This window comes from Methanosarcina barkeri str. Wiesmoor, from assembly GCF_000969985.1.
Classification (GTDB): domain Archaea; phylum Halobacteriota; class Methanosarcinia; order Methanosarcinales; family Methanosarcinaceae; genus Methanosarcina; species Methanosarcina barkeri_B.
The window spans coordinates 3,053,640-3,074,630 of sequence record NZ_CP009526.1 but is presented as its reverse complement, the minus strand read 5'-3'; the positions used below and the strand labels follow the sequence as shown (position 1 = coordinate 3,074,630).

The window sequence follows — 20,991 nt, the reverse complement described above, 5'->3', positions numbered from 1 at the left end:
TTATTTTACATTAACACACCTGATTCATCTTTTCTTTTTGTTTTTAGTTTATTCTCTTTGTTTCTTTACTTCTTTCCACCTCGTGCAGCAGGAAAAGTAGAAACAAACCGACATCGAGAATGAGAACCTGTACGAATTATTCAATATTGAACTTTTATATAAATTAATTAAAGTATATCAAGGAGGAATTAACCTGGCTAATTACAGAAGCACTATTAGAAAAAGAAGATTAGGATCCTCAAAACCGGTAAATTCAGGAAATACACCTGAAGTATCCAGGGTACGAATCCCACGCAAGGACAGAAATGAAGTCCTGGCAACGGTTGCATGTTTACTTGGCTCGAAAAGGGTAACACTTCAGTGTATGGACGGCATTGTCCGCATGGGCAGGATTCCGGGCTCTAAAAAGAAGAGAATGTGGATTCGCGAAGGCGATGTTGTCATAGCCAATCCCTGGGAAGTACAGGACTCCAAAGCCGAAGTAACCTGGAAATACACAAGACCCCAGGTCGAATGGCTTGAGCGGAAAGGCTACATTAAGTACTGATCTTACTGATCTAGAAGTATCTGAATAAGGATGCCTTTATGGGTATCTGAAATAAAGGTGTCTGAAAGAGATGCCTGAAATTCATATTTCACTTTTCTACCGGATGCGTCTGTTTTTGATGTGGACAAAGTTATATAGATGATGACTTAGTTATATATTTCATAATTTCATAGTTATAATTACTAAAGCCTGTTGTCTCTTCTGCAAACTATATCTGGAAATTGTTTTCATTTGAGAGATTGTGCTTCTATTTTATAGATAAATTTATATATTTTAAGTGATATGTATATGTGTTGACAAATAAAGAGACGTATAATAATCTGTTATTAAAAACCAATTTTTGTTTTTAATCAAAGAGTTCTATACAATCTTATTTTAAACAATTAACAAAAACTAAAACCAAGGTGAAACAAAAATGGCTTTTAATGATAGAAACTTCAGAGGAAATTCTAATTTCGGCGCTCCAAGAGAAATGCACAAAGCTATCTGTTCAGACTGCAATGTTGAGACAGAAGTACCTTTCAAACCTGACCCCGAAAGACCGGTTTACTGCAGGGATTGTCTTCCTAACCACAGGACGCCCAGAGAAAACCGCAGATACTAAGTGTTATTTCTGCAATTAAGTTTGCATCAACACTTATTTCTTTTTCACTTTTTTAAAATTCACATAGATTCTGAATATACTTTTTGTTAACTACTCATACGTTCAATTCAGTTTTAATATATTTCTCCCACCGGCGGTCTGCTGGAATCTTTCCCAAACACGTTCTTTAAGGTTTGTCAAGAAAAGCGAAATTGAAGACTGTACTTCTATAGATCTAACCCGATCCGCATAACCCATATAAGATTTAAATAGCATAAAACTAGATATATCAGTTCGGAAAGATGTAATTATGCTTATCCAGTACATCCACGCGGCTCTTGAAAGAGCAAAATACGAAATAATTGATGACGAAGGACCTTATTATGGGGAAGTTCCCGAACTTAAGGGTGTATGGGCTACAGGCAAGACACTTGAAGAATGCCGCAGAAACCTAGAAGAAGTCATTGATGAATGGATTATTGTGAGGTTAAGAAATAGATTATATCTGCCTTAAAGCAAGCGCAATTGAAAATGGAGAACTAACATGTATCGTTTTTTCGTAGTAATCGAAAAAGCAAACAATAACTATTCAGCGTATTCTCCTGACCTGCCAGGCTGTGTGGCTACCGGCTCTACCAGGAAAGAGGCAGAGAAGAATATTTATGAAGCAATTGAAATGCATGTGCAGGGATTGCTGGAGGACAATTTACCCGTCCCGGAATCAGAATCTTTTGCTGAATATATGGCTATTGCTGAAAAATTTTCTACAGGTTCTGAAGTTGCATAAACTGGTTTTCGCTAACCTTTTTAAATATAAATATAAATATATTTTTCTCACCGGCGGTCAGCTGAAACTTTCCACGAATACGTTTCTTAGGAAAAGATAGCTAGAGAAACAATAATTTTTGCAGATTTGTAAGGAGCCCTTCGAAGGGCCTTTTTGATAATTTTGATAAAAGTGATCTTTTCATCTTGGTGGAGGATTTTTCTGATTTAAAGTGAACTTCTCTTCACGTTCAATTCAGTTTTAATATATTTTTCCGGCCGGCGGACTACTGGAATCTTCCCCGAGTACGTTTGTTACAAAAAGATAGCTAAAAAACTTGAGTTTATTACTTCGCTCTCCGTGCTAAAAAGGTAGAACTGTCTCCGAGGTGAAACCTAAACTCGCCTTCCAATACGTCTTTTTCTTTTATCCTGACCCAGCCACTACCAAAGACGTAGTCGCACTCTTCATTTCCTTCCCAGGTGAATTCAAACCTTTTACCATCAACATAATCAACGATTTTTCCGTCTATAAAGCCATCAACTAAACCAAATTGGAAATTCCCCATGTTGTCTGGCTTTATCGTAATATAAGCCTGAACTTCCATGTTGAAATAGTCTTCATCCCATAGCTCCATCTCATAAATATGCCATGTCCCTGTGAAGTCCATATTTTTAATTCTTTTTCCTCGAATAAAAACATCGTTATACAATATCATAAACTTGAAATTTGAGGAGACTATTAATTTGGTAAATTGCAGCTTTAAAAGGAGTCCTCCACAGGTCCTTTTTTATAAAAGTGATCTTTCTCTTTTGGGGAGGTTTTTCTGATTAGAGTGAATCCTTCTCCACGTTCATTTCAGTTTTAATATATTTTTTCGGCCGGCGGACTGCTGGAATCTTCCCCGAATACGTTTGTCAAGATAAAGTTAAGAAAAGTGAAATTGAAAAGCCCGTGATTTTTGCATCTTTATAAGGGGCACTTTGCAGGGCTTCTTTAGATTAAGCGATCCCTTTTCTATTGAGGAGCTGTTTAAGACAACTGATTCTTATATAGGCAGAGCTTTCCCCTTAGTCTGCTCTTCAATAAATTTATGTGCTTCAAGAAAAGCCTCGTTAATTTCATTTACTAACATCGATGTTGCCTGCAAAATAATTAAGTTTTCTGCAGTTGGTCTTGAAGTTATTAGAATTGCATTAATTAAATTTAGTGACACAGCAGTACCTGAACCTGGATCAGCTAACCCTGAATCACTTGGTCCTGCAAGTAAAATTTTTTCTTCATCTGCTTTAGATAGTCCTATGTTGAAAAAAGTTCCATTTGGCTCTGCATGAACAGCATTACTAGCCATCTTATAGTACGGACGCATGTGTTCACTACCAACAGCTTTTTCAATATCAGTAAACTTTGGCCTAGGTTTGTTGAGCTCTTTTGAAGCCCATCCATAGAGATGCTCAAAAGATTTTCCATACTTTTTAATAAGAGAATTTTTTAAATTGATGGCGTTTTCTTCTTCATCTTTTTGCAGTGGTTCATAATGCAGTTTTGCTGCATATTTTTTGTATTGTACCGTCGCATAATAAGTTTCTATACCTCTATAATTAAGGTACCTCTCTGCAACCTCATTATCATGTTCTTTAATGAACAACGCAGTAACTGCGATTTCGTGAAGAGTGCGCCATCGAGCATCTGCACCAGAAGCATATCCATGCTTCATTAATGTGACAATTTCTTGACTAACAAGGCAACCTTTGGCATGAAGTCTGATTAATGCCAAAAAAACGTAGTCATTTTCCTTTTCAGCGATAGCCCTCATTTCGTTATTGAATTTCGACCCCATTTGCCGCGAATATATCAAAAGTAAATCCAGTAAGTCCAGAGGCTTTTTCCAAAAATTATTTACTTTTCTCTTAAAATTCTTGATTTCTTCATTATTTCCTTGTAAGGTGTCTGAGGCATTATTTATAATGTCTTCATGAAACTGTTTTATTGCTTCCTTAACTTCTGAGGGAATATTAAACCGGTCTAAATAATCCTGGTTTTCCTTGTTATTTGTATAACTACCATCAGTTTTCATGTTATGAGTACTTCCTTCAGCAATTACCAAAACTCAGATTTTATGGCATCGACTCAATCAAAGCCCTTGTATAAGCCGCAGCAACAACAGCTGCATACTGCTGCCATTCGTCATTTTTATGAGAATCACAATAATCGCAGATGCCTCTTACAACCAGATATCCAACTTCGTGGTTCCATGTTGCATCAGCGATACCTGAAGCCTCCATTTCAATAGCTTTGACACCGAATTTGTCTCTTAATTTGTCTCTTGCTTTAGGATCTTTTTGAAGTATATTTGCAGAAGCGATTGGTCCGATAAAGACGCGAAGTTGCCCTTTTATCCTTTTGGGGTCTTTGGGATGGTTTATTATCTCTTCTTGGATGTCAGAGCAATACAGAATATCTTTATCTTCAGATGGGCGAATGGTTTTGATTATAGAAAGAGATTGGTCTATATATTTTTCCCAGGGGCGATTTCCAAGAATTTCTCCAGCTTCAAGGTATTTTACTTCTTCTAGTAAACTAGCACTTGGTGGTCTTGGAGGGTTTCTGAATATAATCTTTTGACTTTCTTTCTTTATATTATCGTACTGAATTACCCCATATTCATTTGACACAACTACATCTCCCAGACGGACATGATCATTGACTTTATCTGGATTTGGAACACCCCCAGATATGCCAACCATGATAATTGATTTTACATTTGGAAAGTGCTCCATAAGAAGAGATGCTTTTGTCGCAGCAAGATTATTTCCCATGCCTGCATTTGTCAAAACTAAGTTGTGTTTATTTCCTTTTTCCGTAGGTATTTCTCCTAAGCAATACCTTCGGCCTGCTCCAGAGCCTGGAATCTTATATTTTTCATTTTTATTTACCAGTAAAACACTTACTGCTGCATATTCTTTTGGTAAAGCGGTGATGATTCCGATTGTAGGTTTCATCCTCTCTGGATCAATGATTATTTCCGGGATTATATCTATCAACTCAGATGCTTTTTCGAGTAACGTTACTAGATCTTTTTGATCTTTGCTTTCATTGATCATTTCAAATATATGTTCGTTCTCTGTAAGCTTTGGGATTTTTGATTCTAAGGTGAAGGTTAAGTTCTCTACACACAGGGTCATTTCTTCCTGGCTACCAATTTTCCAATTCTGGACTTCTCTACTGACAGCGCATGCAATTTCTTGTGTTGGAGTACCTTGAGAAACCTGACATGCTGTTTTTGCTTTTTCCCGAATTTCTTCGAGAAGGGAGTTTAATTTTCTATTAAGAATAGGAAGCCCTCTTCTCAGTACTTCTGTCGCATAAGGAGAGATTTGTTCAGTTTCAGACATTAAATCTGCAGCCCGCTCACAGTATTCCATGTAATGGCTGAGCTCTTCTTTATTGTCCTCTAGACTTCTATTCTCAAGGTTTTGGACTTCCTCTAATGCTTTTGCTAGATTATCTACAGCTTCAAAAAGTAATTCTTTGTTTTTTGACTTTTTAACTGCGCTTCTAGCCTCTGTAAGATATTTAGCAACTTCATCTTTCGCCTGCTGATTTTCATCGGAAATTATTGTATATAGTGAACGATAGAATGGCAGGCAAAACTGTGATGGATTAAAAAGAGTAGATTCCTGTGACGTTTTTTCGAAAAATTTTATAGCCTGCTCAAACTCTCTCCTGTAATCTATCTCATTCTCTGCTTGGGAAGCTTTAAAGATAGAAATTTTCCCTAGACAGTAATAAGCGTTTCTCCTCACACCAATATCTTCATCACTTGTGAGTTCTATCAACTCTTCCCAAAATTGTAGTTGATCTGGAAGTTGAGAATAAACAGAACTAAGAATAGATGCGACAGTTGCTCTTACATTTCTATCCTTATTCCTCATACAGTTAAGTAAATCTTGACTAAGCCTTTGTTTATCTGGAATCAAATGAAAAGCAGAAACTAAAGCATAAGCTACCTGGTTTCTCACATCTATATCTTTATGTGCTGAGAGAGTGAGAAGATCTTCCCAAGCTGCTTCCTTATTGTCTACCATCAAGATAGCAGATTTTAAGACATTTGCTACGACTCTTCTTACTTGATAATCTCCAGAAGTAACTTTAATTAGGTCGTTCCAAGCTTTGTGTTTATCTGGAACATATAAAAAATTAGTTACAAGTCCATTAGCGGCAATCGTTTTAACTTGACTGTCTTTATCAAAAGAGAACTTAACTAAAGACTCCCAAACCTTTTGTTTCTCTGGAGCTAATGTATAATTAGAGACAACTGTATTTAAAGCATCTTTTTTAACTTGGATATTTTTATCGTGGATTAATTCGAATAGATCTTCCCAAGCTTTATGTTTATCACAAACATTTGGAAAAATAGAATTAATACTGCTTGCAAAACTTGTTTTAACTTCAATTTTCTCATACTTTATGAGTCGAATAAGATCTTCCCAAGCTTTGTGTTTATCTTCGCGGCTGACAATATTTAAACAAAGAATTTTGGCCGCAGTACGCAAACTATTCTTATTTGTAGTTCTTGTAAATCGTAATAAATCTTCCCAAGCTTTTTCTTTATCTGGTGAATTTGAAAAAATAGAAATCATAGAGTTTTTTACTGTTTCATCTGCTTTACTTTCCTTAAAATCAACTAATTTAGTTATATCTAACCATGCTTTCTCCTTATCAGGGACAAGTGGAAAAGCCAAACTAAATATTAATGGCATGCACGATGTTACTCTATAATCTTCTTTTATCAACATTTTCGCCGTTAGTGCCACTAATTCTTCCCATGCCTTCTGTTTGTCAGGAACGTGAGGAAAAAGTTGAATAACATTACGTCTTGCACCAGGAGCATATTCAAGGTACGCGATTTCAAATATTTCTAAAGAACGTTTCCAATTTTCATCATCCATGAATTTTTAAAATCTCCGCCACTTGTCACTAATTCTAAAAACTTATAATTTAAAAAAGTTTCTATATAAAATTCTGTTTGAGCAAATTATACTTTAAAAACCAATTTTTTACGACAGGCCCGTGCTTCGCACGGTGACAATAACGGTTTAAGACAGCTATTACTGCACTCTGGAAAAGCTAAATCCATCAATTACTCTGGAATCCTCTACAAAAATTATTGAAAATCCAAAAGTAGCCAGAAATAAGTCAAAAAAGAGAATAATTGCCCTGCCTACTGAAAAAACAGGCAGGCAAAGAAATAAAATTTCAAATTTACTGCTTATCCATAACCTTCCTGTACATCCTCGCCTGGAACCCGTGATACTTCGCAAACCCTTCTGAGTCCTTCTGGTCAATGGTCTGGCTGTCAAACGAAACCAGGTCTTCAGAATAGAGAGCATTCGGCGAGCTGCGGGAAAGGATTGTGAGGGCGCCTTTGTAGAGCCTGACTTTCACTGTACCTGTAACCCTTTCCTGGGACTTGTCGATAAAAGCGTTCAGGTCGGCATAAAGCGGCTCGTCCACAAGCCCGTAATAGGCAAGTTCGGACCACTGGTCGTCCACGATCTTCTTGAACTTGAGTTCGCTGCGGGTCAGGACGAGTTTCTCGAGGTCGGCGTGTGCTGCCAGAAGAACGGTTGCAGCCGGGTGTTCATAGTTCTCGCGAGCTTTTAAGCCGAGCACGCGGTCTTCAATCATATCGGTTCTGCCAACGCCGTTTTCGCCTGCGATTTCATTCATTTTCTTCACAAGGGCGTAGCCGCTCATTTTTTCGCCGTCAAGGGAAACCGGGACTCCAGCTTCAAAACCGATGTCAACAATCCTGGGCTGTTCAGGGGTTTTTTCAGGCGAGGTTGTCCACTCGAAGATCTCTTCCGGCGGGACAAAAGAGGGGTCTTCAAGCCTGCCGCCTTCGATGCTGCGGCTCCAGATGTTTTCGTCAACGCTCCAGGGCTTGGACTTTGTGACTTCCACCGGGATTCCGTGCTCTTTTGCATAGTCGATTTCCCACTCGCGGGTCAGGTTCATTTCCCGCATTGGGGCGATAACATCCATGTCGGTCTGGCGGAAAACGGCCTCGAAACGGAGCTGGTCATTGCCTTTTCCTGTGCAGCCGTGCGCAAGGGCTACTGCTCCTTCTTTCCTGGCAGCCTCGACCACTTTTTTTGCGATCAACGGGCGGGCAATTGAGGTTCCCATTACATAGCCTTCGTAGCTTCCGTTGGCTTTGATCAGGGGGAAGACGTAATCTTTAACGAACTCTTCCTTTGCATCGATCGTATAATGCTTGTTGCTGATCTTCTCGGCTTTTGCGTCTGCCCGCTTGATTTCCTCTTCAGGCTGGCCGACATCGACTGAAATCGTAACTACTTCGTCGTATCCGTACTTTTCCTTAAGGATAGGGATGCACACTGAGGTGTCAAGCCCTCCTGAATATGCAAGTGCAACTTTCTTTGCCATGCTTTTACTACCCCTTATTTAGCGTATATGTGATAAGAATCAAAATGATTGACGTGCCAATTTAGTGACACGCTAATGGATTGATACATTGTAGATTGATTCGCTAACAGATTAATTCGTTAGCAGATTGATTCGCTAACAGATTAATTCATTAACAGATTCGTTAACAGATTGACTTGTAATATCTGGTATGTTAATAGGTTTACGTGTTGACGGATCAGTAAGTTCAGTAGGGTTAATAAGGTTAATAAGTTTAATAATTTTGGTGGCAGGATGTTTAATTCCTGCATATTTAACAGCCAGAAGCTGGTAGATTCAAAAATTGATTATGTTTTGCCGGAGGATGGAAAACCACCCTGCCAGCTGTGATTCACACGTAAATTTCCTGTTGGCACACTATTTTTGATTAAGCAGTACTCTTCAATAGGTACCTTTAAAGAGTTACAGTTATCTATTGACAGCTTTTTCTTTACTTCACCTTAATTTTCCATCTCTTTGTGGTACTCATTGATGGATTTAATTGTAAGTTCCTCTCCTTTCTTCATAGTTTCTATGGCAGCGGCTGCGGCTATTGCGGCCTGCATTGTGGTGATGTACGGGACTTTGAAATCAACAGCAGCCCGCCTGATCCTTGAACCGTCCCTGCGAGACTGTTTGCTTGTCGGGGTATTGATGATAAGGTCAACCTCGTCCCTGCGCATCATATCTATGACATTCGGGCTTCCGTCATGGACCTTTTTCACTACATCCATGAAGACCCCGTGCCGTGCAAGATAGTTTACAGTGCCCTCTGTGCCCATAAGTTCAAGACCTGCTGCCTGCAGTTTCTTTGCAACGTCCACAAGTTCGGTTTTGTCTGCATTCCTTATGGAAAGGAAGACTTTTCCGGTAAGAGGTAAGACATTGTCGGCTGCAAGTTCGGCTTTATAATATGCCCTTCCGAAGTCGTAGTCAATCCCCATTACCTCGCCAGTGCTTTTCATTTCCGGGCCAAGGACAGGGTCTGCACCTGGTAATTTATCGAAAGGCAGGAGGACTTCCTTAATTGAGACATGTTTGGGTTTTGGCTCGTCCGTGTAGCCCAGGCTCTTTAAGCTGTGTCCTGCAATTACCTTGGCTGCAATCTTTGCAAGTGGGATTCCAACGGATTTTGAAACAAAAGGAATTGTCCTGCTTGAACGCGGGTTTGCTTCAAGTACATAGACCTTCCCACATTTTTCTGCCATCTGGATATTAATCAGTCCTTTAACCTTGAGGGCAAGAGCTATTTTGCGGGTATAGTCCCTTACCTGATCAAGAACTTCAGGTGAGAGGCTCTGCGGTGGAATTACACAGGCCGAATCTCCGGAGTGAACACCTGCTTCCTCGATATGCTCCATTATTGCGCCGATAATTACGTCTTTCTGGTCGCAGACCGCATCCACATCGATTTCAGAGGCTGCCTCAAGGAAATCATCAATCAGTATTGGGTGTTCGTGAGAGACCCTGACTGCCTCTTTCATGTAGCGTTCAAGGTCGATTTCATCGTATACTATTTCCATTGCCCGCCCGCCGAGCACATAGGAAGGACGCACAAGCACAGGGAAGCCGATCCGCTTCGCAACCTCGATTGCTTCCTTATGGGAAGTTGCATATCCACCTTCAGGCTGTGGAACGCCAAGCTCCTTCATAAGGATATAGAACTTTTCCCTGTCTTCGGCAAGGTCCATGTCATCAGGGTCCGTGCCCAGAATTACGGTGTTAAGGTCGGTCCTGCGCTTCAACTCCTGCTTGAGGGGAATTGCAAGGTTTACCGAGGTCTGTCCTCCGAACTGCACAAGTACTCCATCAGGCTTCTCACGCTCGATTACGTTCATCACATACTCAAGGGTAAGAGGTTCAAAAAAGAGCTTGTCTGAGGTATCAAAGTCTGTAGATACGGTTTCGGGGTTGTTATTAATAATGTGGGTTTCTATGCCTTCTTCCCGAAGTGCAGTAACTGCATGCACAGTACAGTAATCGAACTCAATTCCCTGTCCTATCCTTATCGGGCCTGCACCAAGAATAAGAATCTTCTTCTTATCTGTGGTGGCATTTGTCTCGCAGGAGTCCTCGTAAGTAGAATAATAATAAGGAGTAGCTGCTTCAAACTCGGCTGCACAGGTATCTACCATCTTGAAGGTAGCCAGGATTCCGGCTTTATGTCTGAGGTCACTTATTTCCTGCCTGGTACTGCCAGTCAGTTCGGCAAGGCGAGTATCAGGGAAGCCCATCTTTTTTGCTTCACGCAGGAGTTCAGGAGTGAGTTCTTCTGCCCTGATGCGTTTTTCCATATCCACGATCCTTTTTATCTTTGAGATAAAGAAGGGGTTGATGCTCGAAAGCTCGAAAATTTCTTTTACCGACATACCCTTCTCAAGTGCATCGAAGATAACAAAAAGGCGTTCGCTTGTAGGAGTCTTAAGGAGAGTTTTAGTTTCAGGCTCGTCCCAGTGCTTATTTCCTAACTGATTGTCGATATCCAGGGACTTAAAAGCCTTTAGCAGGGATTCTTCAATGGTCCTGCCAATTGCCATGACTTCTCCCGTACTTTTCATGGCTGTAGTCAGGGTTTTGTCTGCAGTTGTGAACTTATCAAAAGGCCACCTGGGAATTTTGGTAATTACGTAGTCCAGAGCAGGTTCAAAAGAGGCAGGTGTGCTCTTAGTAACATTGTTTATGATCTCATCAAGCTTCATTCCAATTGCAATTTTTGCAGTTACGCGGGCAATCGGGTAACCTGTAGCCTTGGATGCAAGGGCTGATGACCTTGAAACCCTTGGATTTACCTCGACAACGCGGTAATCGCCTTCTTTTAAGGCGTACTGGATATTGCACCCACCCTCGATCTTGAGAGCTCGGATAATCTTGATTGAGGCACTCCTGAGCATCTGGTGCTCGGCATCGCTTAAAGTTTGGGAAGGAGCAACAACAGCCGATTCTCCTGTATGCACGCCCATGGGGTCAATATTTTCCATGTTACAGATCACGATGCAGGTATCGTTTTCATCTCTCATGACCTCATACTCGATCTCTGCCCAGCCAAGCACACTTTCTTCAATGAGTACCTGGTTGATACGGCTGCGCCTGAGCCCACGTTCCGTAATTTCAAGCAGCTCTTCTTTTGTGCGGGCAATTCCGCCCCCTGCTCCTCCAAGGGTGTATGCCGGACGGACAATAAGAGGAAGACCGAGTTCATCAACAACATCTTCGGCTTCTTTTAAAGAATTAACTGCCCGGCTTAAGGGAACCTTTTCTCCAATCCTGAGCATGGTCTCTTTGAAGAGTTCCCTGTCTTCGGTATTTTTAATGGCTTCAACAGGAGTTCCCAGAATTTCGACCCCATATTTCTCAAAGACACCCTTTTCCGCAAGTTCACTGGTAATATTAAGGCCGGTCTGCCCTCCAATACCTGCAATAATTCCGTCTGGGCGTTCTTTTTCAATAATCTTTTCTACTATCTTGGCATCAAGTGGCTCGATATAGACCGAATCAGCCATTTCAGGATCGGTCATTATGGTTGCAGGATTTGAGTTTACAAGGACAACCTTTATTCCTTCTTCTTTTAAGGACCTGCAGGCCTGGCTGCCTGAGAAGTCGAATTCTGCAGCCTGTCCGATAGTGATTGGTCCTGAGCCTATAAGCAAAACCTTTTTTATGTCCTCGCGTTTTGGCATTAAATCTCACCTCCGAGGACCTTTACAACCTTGCCAAAGAACGTTTCCTCGGTATCCATCGGCCCTGCCTGGGCTTCAGGATGGAACTGTACACTAAAAACATCCAGGTCTTTGTGAGAAACTCCTTCTACGGTTTTGTCATTTGCATTCAGGTACTTTACATAGAGCCCTGTGCCGTCAAGTGAGTCCGCATCAACGGCATATCCGTGGTTCTGAGAGGTTATGAATATCTTGTTTTCAATCAGGTCCTTTACTGGCTGGTTTCCTCCCCTGTGCCCGAATTTCAACTTGTAGGTTTTTGCTCCCATAGCAAGGGAAATGATCTGGTGCCCGAAACAGATCCCGCAGACTGGAATCGTGCCTGCAAAAGCCTTTACAGCATTGATTGCATCTGTTGCTTTTTCCGGGTCTCCTGGCCCATTTGAGATAAAAAGAAGGTCAGGTTCATAATTTGCAATTTCCGAGGGTTTTGTAGTTGCAGGAACCAGAGTAAGGTCAATTCCCCGCTTGTGAAGGTTGTTTATGATATTGCGCTTAATCCCGAGGTCGACTATAACCGCATGTTTGCGTTTGCTGCCACCTTTCCAGGCACCTTCTGCTCCGGGAATGAAATATGGCTCTTTACATGTTACAAGGGAAATAAGTTCCTCATCCGTGAGCTGGGGAGCGTTTCTTGCTACATCAACAGCCTCTTCCCCGTCGTCGCTGCCTGCGATAAGGGCTGCCCTCATGGTTCCGTGCTCCCTTGCCCTGATGGTGAGCATTCGTGTGTCCACACCTTCAATTCCTGGCTTTCCTTCATCCTCTAAAAATTTATTGATCGAACGGGATGATTTATAATGATAGGGCTTTTTGCAGGCCTCCCTTACAACAAGCCCTTCCGCATGCATGTTATCGGACTGGACGCGCTCCCCGCTGACACCATAGTTTCCGATAAGGGGGTAAGTGAACATTAAAATCTGACCCTTGTAAGAAGGATCTGTTAGAGCCTCCTCATATCCCGTAAATTGAGTGGTAAAAACAAGTTCGCCGCAAGCTGTGCCTTCGGCACCAAACCCGGTGCCCTTAATAACTGTTCCGTCTTCTAAGCCTAGTACTGCTTTCATCATCTGAACCTGCGAGTAAATATCATAAGACATGTATAAGTTTTACGATGAATTCCCAATTCCAGGATTTCCTATATTTTTCAGTTTTTTAATATATAAATATATCAATTATATGTTTTCATCAGGAAGTCCGTTCTTCACGTTCTAAAATAAAACTTATCTCTTGGAATGGTGACATTCAAAACGATACTTTTTTAATTAATTGAGAAAATGCCCGAAATATGAAGGAAAAATATTAAAAATTATAATAACTTATTACAAATTATAATGACTTATTAAGTATTAATAAGAACTTTTTAATAAGAACTTTTTAAAACATGAAGAAAATTATTAAAAATTATATAAAGTTCTTAGTTTACTGAAGTGGTGGGTTTGTATTAAAGCAAAGTCATAACCTGAAGTTCCAATATGCTGAAGTAAAGCTAAATTTCATACTTTTAGATCCTGAAATCATATGTTATTTATTCCACTTTTCTGAGAGGAAATTGTTCTTGTATATTAAATTTTCACAAAAATTGTATATATGATTGGACAAAAAATATCAGCCAGGAAAATAAGTTGTTTAAGCTGCAAAAAATCGAGTGCTCTCTTAAATTTATATTTCCAGTTACCTGAATTTCCAGCTTTCTGAATCAATAGTAATAAAAGAGGGCAAACCAGCTCGAGTAAACTTAGTTTTTATTAAATGGGTTTTGTGGTAATTTTCTAACAACATTTTACCTTTGCAACGACTGTAAATAATTTTTGAAACCACTTCGGTCAAAACCGGGGTATCATTATGGAAAAAAAAATAAAACTTGAAGTTCGAAATATTACCAAGGTTTTTGGTAAAAATCCTCAGAGAGTAATCTCCCTTCTAAATGAAGGCTTCTCCAAAAGTGAAATTTTTGAAAAAACAAAACAGACTGTTGGGCTCAACAACGTCAATTTCGAAGTCTACGAAGGAGAGATCTTCGTCATAATGGGGCTTTCGGGTTCAGGTAAGTCTACTCTTTTACGCTGCTTAAACCGCCTCATCGAGCCAACTGCGGGAGAAATCCTGATAGATGGGCAGAACATCACGCAGATGAATGCGGAAGAACTGCGTGATGTTCGCAGAACCAGGATTGGCATGGTATTTCAAAACTTTGCCCTGCTTCCCCATAAAATCGTGCTTGATAACGTTGCTTATGGGCTTGAGATCCAGGGGATTCCTAAAGAAGAACGCTACTCTAAGGCGCTTGCATCCATAGAAACCGTGGGCCTAAAAGGCTATGAACATAGCAGAATAAACCAGTTAAGTGGAGGCATGAAGCAGAGAGTTGGGCTTGCAAGGGCGCTTGCCAATGATCCTGAGATCCTGCTCATGGACGAAGCTTTCAGTGCTCTTGATCCACTGATCAGGAACGAGATGCAAGACGAACTGATTGCCCTTGAGGATAGGGTGCAAAAAACAATTATCTTTGTCTCACATGACCTGGATGAAGCCCTGAAACTCGGGGACCGCATCGCTATCATGAAAGACGGTGAAGTAGTTCAGATAGGGACTCCTGAAGAGATCCTGACCGAACCTGCAAATTCCTATGTTTCAAAGTTCGTTGCAGGTGTTGACAGGTCTAAAATTCTTACTGCTGAATCGGTTATGAAACGGCCTGAACCGCTAGTGTCTATCAATTCCGGGCCCAGGGTTGCTATTCAGTTGATGAAAGATTATGGGATTTCCTCGATTTATGTAGTTGAGGGAAAGAACAGGCACCTGAAAGGTATACTTATGATAAGTGATGCACTTGAAGCCCTTAGGAGCGGGAAGAGCCTTGAAGCAGCAATGTTTCCGGATGCCCCACATGTGGCCCCAGACCGACCTCTTAGTGAGGTGATTCCCTTGATTGCGGAAAGCCAGTACCCCCTTGCTGTGGTCAATGATTCAGGAAAACTGCTTGGGATTATAGTCCGGGGCAATGTACTTGGTGCTCTTGCAATTGCTGGAGAAAACGAGCAGTTTGGAGTCTCCAACGAAAAGGCCTCAGAAGAAAAGACTTCAGAAGAAAAAACCTCAAAAGAAAAAACCTCAGAAGAAAAAACCTCAGAAGAAAAAAACATTTCAGCGAAAACTTTTGAAGGAAAGCCTGCTGAGAAAACTGTCCTAATAGGTAAAAATGAAGGAGAAGCTGGACCTCCCTCTAAAAGTTCAGGCGCTCCGAATGCCCAAAACAATATAATTTCCAACGGAGTTGACAGCGAGTCTGTACCTACCGAACTGGCTACTGAGGAACCTCTCAGGTCTGACTCAGAGCAGGAACCAGAGGTGAAAATATGCTGAGGTTACCTGTCGGAGATACTGTTGAACTTGCTGTGGACTGGATTGAAGCCAACTTCGGTCAGTTTCTGGACACCATAAGCCAGCAACTTGATTTCCTGATTTCGAGTTTAAAAGATGCGCTTCTTTTCCTGCCTCCAGAACTTTTTATTGCTGTGATTTTCCTGCTAGCTTACTTTGTAGGAAAACGCAACATCAAACTTGCAGCCGGGACTGCAATTGGTTTTTTCCTTATCCAAAACATGGGGCTCTGGACTCTCTCAATGGAGACACTTGCCCTTGTGCTTTCGTCTACCCTGCTTGCACTTATTATCGGGATTCCGCTGGGGATCCTTTCTGCAAAAAACACTACGCTTTCCAGTATTTTAAAGCCTGTACTCGACTTTATGCAGACCATGCCGCCTTTTGTGTACCTGATCCCTGCACTTATCTTCTTTCAGCTTGGAAATGTGCCCAGTATGATCGCAACTGTTGTTTTTGCAATGCCGCCTGCAATAAGGCTCACAAACCTTGGAATAAGGCAGGTTCCAATAGAACTTACCGAAGTTGCAGATTCCTTTGGCTCCACGAGCTGGCAGAAACTTTCCAAGGTTGAACTGCCTGTAGCGCTCCCGACCATCATGGCTGGGGTTAACCAGTGCATTATGCTCTCCCTTTCGATGGTTGTAATCGCAGCCATGATCGGAGCCAGGGGGCTTGGGTACCAGGTCCTTCTAGGAATCCAGCGTGTTGACATTGGCATGGGATTTGAAGCAGGGCTTTCGATTGTCATAATTGCAGTTTTCCTGGACCGGATTACCCAGCATCTGAGCCCCAGGTAAAAAAAGCTCTTTTCCTGATTCTTCCTTAAAAGAAACTCAGGATAAGGCTCTTCACTTTAACAGGGTCGCCTTCTTAATCCCGAAAGAATGTGCACCATTCATTTCAAACCCTGAAAAACTCAAAAAAACTAGATAAACTGAAAGAAATTCAAATAGGTTGTAGATATTTTTGACCAATGCAAAGTTTAATTTGAACGTAAAGAAGCTTGGATCTGTTCTGGCAATCTGCCTGATCATAGGGCTTGCCCTTCTTGCAGCAGGTTGTTCCGAAAAGGAAAACGAAACTGCGGAAGGAACGGATACTCCTACAGCAACAGGAACGTCAGAATTCAGTGAACCTGTAAAGATAGGATATGTTTTATGGGACGGCGAGATTGCAAGCACTAATGTGATGCAGCAGGTGCTCAAAAAAGCAGGATATAAAGATGTAGAAATAACTGCAGTTGATGCAGGTCCACTTTATCAGGTACTTGCTGATGGGCAGTTTGATTTCACAACTTCGGCATGGCTTCCTTATACCCACAAGCATTACTGGGAAGTTTACGGTGACAGGCTTGATTCTGTCCAGACAAACCTTGAAGATTGTAAAATCGGGCTTGTTGTCCCCTCTTACGTACCCATCAATTCTATTGAAGAACTTAATTCCGAAAAGGACAAATTTGATGGAAAGATAATCGGGATCGAACCCGGAGCAGGCATAATGCAGGCTTCAGAAACCGCAATTTCCGATTATGGTCTGGAAATGGAGCTTGTCCCAGGAAGTAGTGCAGCAATGACCGCTTCCCTGAAAAAAGCTTTGGATTCCAAAGAATGGATAGTTGTTACTCTCTGGTCACCTCACTGGGCTTTCAACAGATGGGATCTTAAGTACCTTGACGACCCTAAAGGCTCATATGGTGATGCCGATCATGTTGAAACCCTGGCAAGGCTCGGCCTTAAAGAAGAAAAACCCAATCTCTACGGCATCCTGACCCGTTTCAAGTGGACTCACGATGATATCCAGACTATCATGATGGATATCGAAAACGGAACGACGCCTGAAGTAGCCGCAGAAAAATGGGTTGAAAATAATCCTCAAAAAGTTAATGAATGGATTGGAAAAGAGTAAGTTTCTTTTCCTTTTATCTTTTTTTTATACGTTTTTACTTCATATTTCTTCCTTATATTTTCGCTGTGTTTATTACTTTAGAAGGCACTGTCAGATGAGTTTAATCATCAGGTGAGTTTAATCGCCGGGCAAATTTAAAATTATTATATATTATAAAATACCAATTGTTTATCAGAATAATTGTTTATCAGGATAATTTTCAGATTTAAAATGGATTACTTTAGGACACCACCTCAGAATGCGAATTATGGCAGTTCAAATTTTGAGAATACAAATTTTGATGATTCTATATATAAGGCAGAAATGAGGCAGAAAAATGGTAAAAATGGCAAAAATGGCAAATAAATTTAAAGAACTTGACAGGACAGCTGAGGAAAAATACAAAAAAGGCAGAATTTCCTTTCGGGTAGGGAGGTTTGAAGATGCGCTTGCTGCCTATGGAGAAGCCGCTAGCGCTTGGAAAGAAATGGCAGATCTGCTTTTCGATAAAGGAAAAGAGACCCGAGGGAAAGAGTTCCTTGAAAAAGCCCGGGATGCAAAATCGTGTTACGGGATGGCTCTTTTCAAGCTTGAAAGATATGAAGAAGCTTTGGAGATTGTTGATGCTGACCTTAAACTTAAGCCTGAAAACCCTACCAGGTGGTCCAATCGGGGTTTCGTGCTCTCAGCTCTGGGTCGAAACGAAGAAGCCCTTGAAGCTTTTGAAAAAGCACTCGCATTTGACCCGAAATCCCCCAAAATCCTGACCAGCCAGGGCATAGTATATTTCAAGATGGGGTTCCTGAAAAAGTCCCTTGAGACTTTCGATCGCGCTCTGGCAACCGAACCCAGGAAGGCCTCTGACTGGGCCTGCAAGATTCCCAGGTTCAGTTTTTTTTCCCGGAATAAGGCACCTATTATGAAGCCTGACAATATTGAGACCTGGTACTGGAAAGGCAACGTGCTCCTTGAGCTTGGCGAAAAGGAAAAAGCCCTCAATTCCTTCAGGAAAGCTCTTGAAAGCGATCCCGACCACCTCAACTCTCTTCTTAGTGGAGGGGATTTGCTTTGCGAATTTGCCGAGTACGGTGAAGCTTTCAAGTGCTATGTACGGGCCCTGAAACTCAGCCCTGGAAATGAAGCCGCTGAGAAAGGAAAAGAGTTTTGTGAAGCGAAAATCAATGAGTAATTATTATCCGGCATCGCATTTGGAACATTGTGTCAGGATATTGCATTAGGGATATTGGATTTGGCATATTGCATTTGGAACATTGTGTCAGGAAGATTGCATTAGGAATATTGGATTTGGGATATTGCATTTGGAACATTGTGTCAGGAAGATTGCATTAGGGATATTGGATTTTGGGACGTTGAACTCGGGATCGTTCTTATTCCTGAGGCACACATTTTCCGCCTCCGAAAGGAATAATTGATAACCTGAGTCAGTATATAGTTATATAATTTCGTGATGCTGAGTGATAAAACTTATATTTTCTTTGAGTTATAATTATATTTTATCTGAGCGATAAAAATTGTATTTTAGATTCCGTGCATCAATAAAAAACTTCAGGATAGCTACAATCTGGTTAATACAAAACATTCGATATTTAAGGAGGAAACATTGATGGACTTTATATCTAATTTATTTGGAAAAGATAAAACCCAAAATCTTTTCGAGGCTTGTAAATTAGGGCAGATAGAAAATGTAGAGAAATTTTTGAAAAGCGATAAAGTTGATATTAACTCACAGGATGCATATGGTAAAACTGCTTTAAATTATGCGGTGAACAAAGGGTACAGAGACGTTGTAGAATTGCTTATTAAAGGTGGTGCCGATCCTAATATTCAGGATGAAAACGGGGATACCGCTTTAATTTCTGCGGCAAAAGTCGAACGTGGAGATATTGTTGAGCTGCTCATCAAAAGCGGTGCTGACCTTAACATTCAGGATAGAAACTACGAGACGGCTTTGAAGTTTGCGGTAAAAGTAGGATACAGGAAAATTGTTAAGCTTCTTCTTGAGGGCGGTGCCGATCCTAATATTCAGGACAGAAACGGTGAAACGGCTTTGATTTCTGCTGCAAATAGGGGGCAAAAGGATATTGTTGAGTTGCTCATTAAAGGTGGAGCAGAAGTTAATCTTCAGGACGAAAATCTTAACACTGCTTTGATTGCTGCAGCAAAAATCGGACATAAAAGTATTGTTGAGTTACTTCTTAAAGCCGGTGATGATCTTGATCTTCAGGACAAAAATGGTAATACAGCTTTGACTTATGCGGCAGACAGGGGGTACAGAGATATTTTAGAATTGCTTCTTAATAGTGGTGCCAGTCTTGATATTCAAGAAGAAAACGGGCTTACCGCTTTGATGCTCTCAGCACAGGCAGGGGATAAGGATATTGTTGAGTTGCTTATTAAAAGTGGTGCCGACCTTAATCTTCAGGACGAAAATGGCAATACTGCCCTGGATATTGCGGCAGAAATAGAGTTTACCGAGATTGTTGAGTTGCTTCGTCAAAGTGACGCAAGTTTCAGGTCCTAAGTTTCAGGTCCTGATTTGTTCAGAAAGATTAACTTAATAGCGTTGTTACAGGAGAAATACAAAAAAAGAACTGCAATAGAATAAAACGCTTATCAAAAATCATTGTAATTTTGATTACAGTGAAGAAAACAGGAAAAGCCCTCGTATAATTGATATACCATCGTGACAATCCTTACTGCTATGAATGACAGTGAACCCGAAAATTCAGCTTTGCCTTCTCACTTAACTGACCGCGCAGCCCGCGAAAAGGCCCTTGCCGGAAATCTCACTTCTACTTACGAATCAGCTACTTTTTCAAATCCGGTCCTTGACCAGTTCAGGGGACTTATGCCTGATTTCAATAAACGTCTCTCGCCTGATAGGGATCTTGGACTTTCGTCTTCTGATCACCTCCGCCTGAGCCCGGAAACTCTTCCAAGGCTTGTTTCCAGCTCCTTTACTGGAATCAAATCTGCTGGTCTTTTGGAGTCAGTACCCAAAAACCCAAAGATACCTGCAGGAAAAGGACTTGAAGTCTTTCCTGACCTGCCTGGAAGAATGCTGACAGAATCAAGGATAAGCTCTCTAACTCTTAGTGCCGATCTTCCTATGGCTCCTCTTGCAAGCAGGCTTGTGACGCTCAGGCAGACCGATAGGTTGAATGACGTCAAGAAGAGCAGAAAATAAAAGAAAGAACTAAAAAGATAGGAGAAAATATATTTTCTCTTTTTTATTTGAACAATCTGTAGTTATTTAATGAAAATAAGTAGTTATCTTTTTTCTTTTATTTAAAGTGTGTTTTAAAATTAAACCTGATACCTCAATTAGGATAGAACGCATTTACTTTTTGAGGATAAATTGGTTTTTGAATGAGTTCAACATAAAAAAATGTTTTATCGAATTTGGCAGTGTATCTAATTTGCTGTAAATTTGAAGTCAAGTTCTTGCGTGCTATGTAGATAATTGATCTTCCTATATGGAATTTTCTGCTCAATAACTTCTTGAGAGTTATTTCTTGAGAGTTATGATTTTACATAAAAATTGGCATACAACCTAACTTGATAGTGTCAATGTAATATAAATTTATAACTTGGAATAAATTTCAGCTATTTTCTA

15 protein-coding genes and 1 pseudogene are annotated in these 20,991 nt (G+C 40.8%); 10 read left to right on the top strand and 6 right to left on the bottom strand.

What is annotated here, in order from left to right; all coding sequences use genetic code 11:
• Window positions 1–214: 214 nt before the first annotated feature.
• The 4 genes from eif1A to MSBRW_RS12680 all read left to right on the top strand — a co-directional run bounded on the left by eif1A (window position 215) and on the right by MSBRW_RS12680 (window position 1,917).
• The gene (gene eif1A, locus MSBRW_RS21330) at window positions 215–547 is read left to right on the top strand and encodes a translation initiation factor eIF-1A (protein ID WP_080565363.1); all 333 of its coding nucleotides are present in this window, start codon (window positions 215–217) and stop codon (window positions 545–547) included.
• A 415-nt stretch (window positions 548–962) separates the two neighbouring features.
• A complete protein-coding gene (locus tag MSBRW_RS12690; RefSeq protein ID WP_011307334.1) occupies window positions 963–1,151 on the top strand; it encodes a CxxC-x17-CxxC domain-containing protein in 189 nt (62 codons plus the stop codon).
• 289 nt (window positions 1,152–1,440) lie between these two features.
• Complete coding sequence (locus MSBRW_RS12685; protein ID WP_011307335.1) at window positions 1,441–1,644, top strand: type II toxin-antitoxin system HicB family antitoxin; 204 nt, start codon at window positions 1,441–1,443, stop codon at window positions 1,642–1,644.
• 30 nt (window positions 1,645–1,674) lie between these two features.
• A complete protein-coding gene (locus MSBRW_RS12680; RefSeq protein ID WP_011307336.1) occupies window positions 1,675–1,917 on the top strand; it encodes a type II toxin-antitoxin system HicB family antitoxin in 243 nt (80 codons plus the stop codon).
• Between the two features lie 325 nt (window positions 1,918–2,242).
• On the opposite strand, the gene MSBRW_RS12675 is transcribed toward MSBRW_RS12680, so the two are convergent.
• The 6 genes from MSBRW_RS12675 to carA form a co-directional block, all read right to left on the bottom strand.
• Complete coding sequence (locus tag MSBRW_RS12675) at window positions 2,243–2,614, bottom strand: hypothetical protein (protein ID WP_011307337.1); 372 nt, start codon at window positions 2,612–2,614, stop codon at window positions 2,243–2,245.
• Window positions 2,615–2,944: 330 nt separating this feature from the next.
• A complete protein-coding gene (locus tag MSBRW_RS12670; RefSeq protein ID WP_011307338.1) occupies window positions 2,945–3,973 on the bottom strand; it encodes a DUF5677 domain-containing protein in 1,029 nt (342 codons plus the stop codon).
• A gap of 40 nt (window positions 3,974–4,013) precedes the next feature.
• Complete coding sequence (locus tag MSBRW_RS12665) at window positions 4,014–6,848, bottom strand: phosphorylase family protein (RefSeq protein ID WP_011307339.1); 2,835 nt, start codon at window positions 6,846–6,848, stop codon at window positions 4,014–4,016.
• A gap of 313 nt (window positions 6,849–7,161) precedes the next feature.
• The gene (locus MSBRW_RS12660) at window positions 7,162–8,349 is read right to left on the bottom strand and encodes an argininosuccinate synthase (protein WP_011307340.1); all 1,188 of its coding nucleotides are present in this window, start codon (window positions 8,347–8,349) and stop codon (window positions 7,162–7,164) included.
• A 479-nt stretch (window positions 8,350–8,828) separates the two neighbouring features.
• Window positions 8,829–12,044, bottom strand: a complete 3,216-nt coding sequence (gene carB, locus MSBRW_RS12655) for a carbamoyl-phosphate synthase large subunit (protein WP_011307341.1) — start codon at window positions 12,042–12,044, stop codon at window positions 8,829–8,831.
• Entirely contained in the window at window positions 12,044–13,150 is a 1,107-nt protein-coding gene (gene carA, locus MSBRW_RS12650; RefSeq protein WP_048102833.1) for a glutamine-hydrolyzing carbamoyl-phosphate synthase small subunit, read from the bottom strand. Before carA ends, carB begins: the two co-directional genes overlap by 1 nt.
• Window positions 13,151–13,928: 778 nt before the next feature.
• Between carA and MSBRW_RS12645 the strand changes: the two genes are divergently transcribed.
• The 6 genes and pseudogenes from MSBRW_RS12645 to MSBRW_RS12620 all read left to right on the top strand — a co-directional run bounded on the left by MSBRW_RS12645 (window position 13,929) and on the right by MSBRW_RS12620 (window position 20,562).
• Window positions 13,929–15,449 carry a quaternary amine ABC transporter ATP-binding protein gene (locus MSBRW_RS12645; protein WP_011307343.1) on the top strand — a complete coding sequence of 507 codons (1,521 nt, stop codon included), beginning with the start codon at window positions 13,929–13,931 and terminating at the stop codon, window positions 15,447–15,449.
• Window positions 15,443–16,267: an ABC transporter permease gene (locus tag MSBRW_RS12640; RefSeq protein WP_011307344.1), complete on the top strand. Its 825-nt coding sequence runs from the start codon at window positions 15,443–15,445 to the stop codon at window positions 16,265–16,267. The genes MSBRW_RS12645 and MSBRW_RS12640 overlap by 7 nt, the downstream gene beginning before the upstream one ends.
• A 169-nt stretch (window positions 16,268–16,436) precedes the next feature.
• Window positions 16,437–17,375 carry a glycine betaine ABC transporter substrate-binding protein gene (locus tag MSBRW_RS12635; RefSeq protein ID WP_011307345.1) on the top strand — a complete coding sequence of 313 codons (939 nt, stop codon included), beginning with the start codon at window positions 16,437–16,439 and terminating at the stop codon, window positions 17,373–17,375.
• A gap of 316 nt (window positions 17,376–17,691) precedes the next feature.
• Entirely contained in the window at window positions 17,692–18,543 is an 852-nt protein-coding gene (locus tag MSBRW_RS12630; RefSeq protein WP_011307346.1) for a tetratricopeptide repeat protein, read from the top strand.
• Window positions 18,544–18,966: 423 nt separating this feature from the next.
• Window positions 18,967–19,896, top strand: a pseudogene (locus MSBRW_RS12625) (ankyrin repeat domain-containing protein); the annotation flags it as partial.
• Between the two features lie 162 nt (window positions 19,897–20,058).
• On the top strand, window positions 20,059–20,562 hold the full coding sequence (locus MSBRW_RS12620; protein ID WP_011307348.1) for a hypothetical protein: 504 nt from the start codon (window positions 20,059–20,061) through the stop codon (window positions 20,560–20,562).
• The last annotated feature ends 429 nt before the right edge of the window (window positions 20,563–20,991 follow it).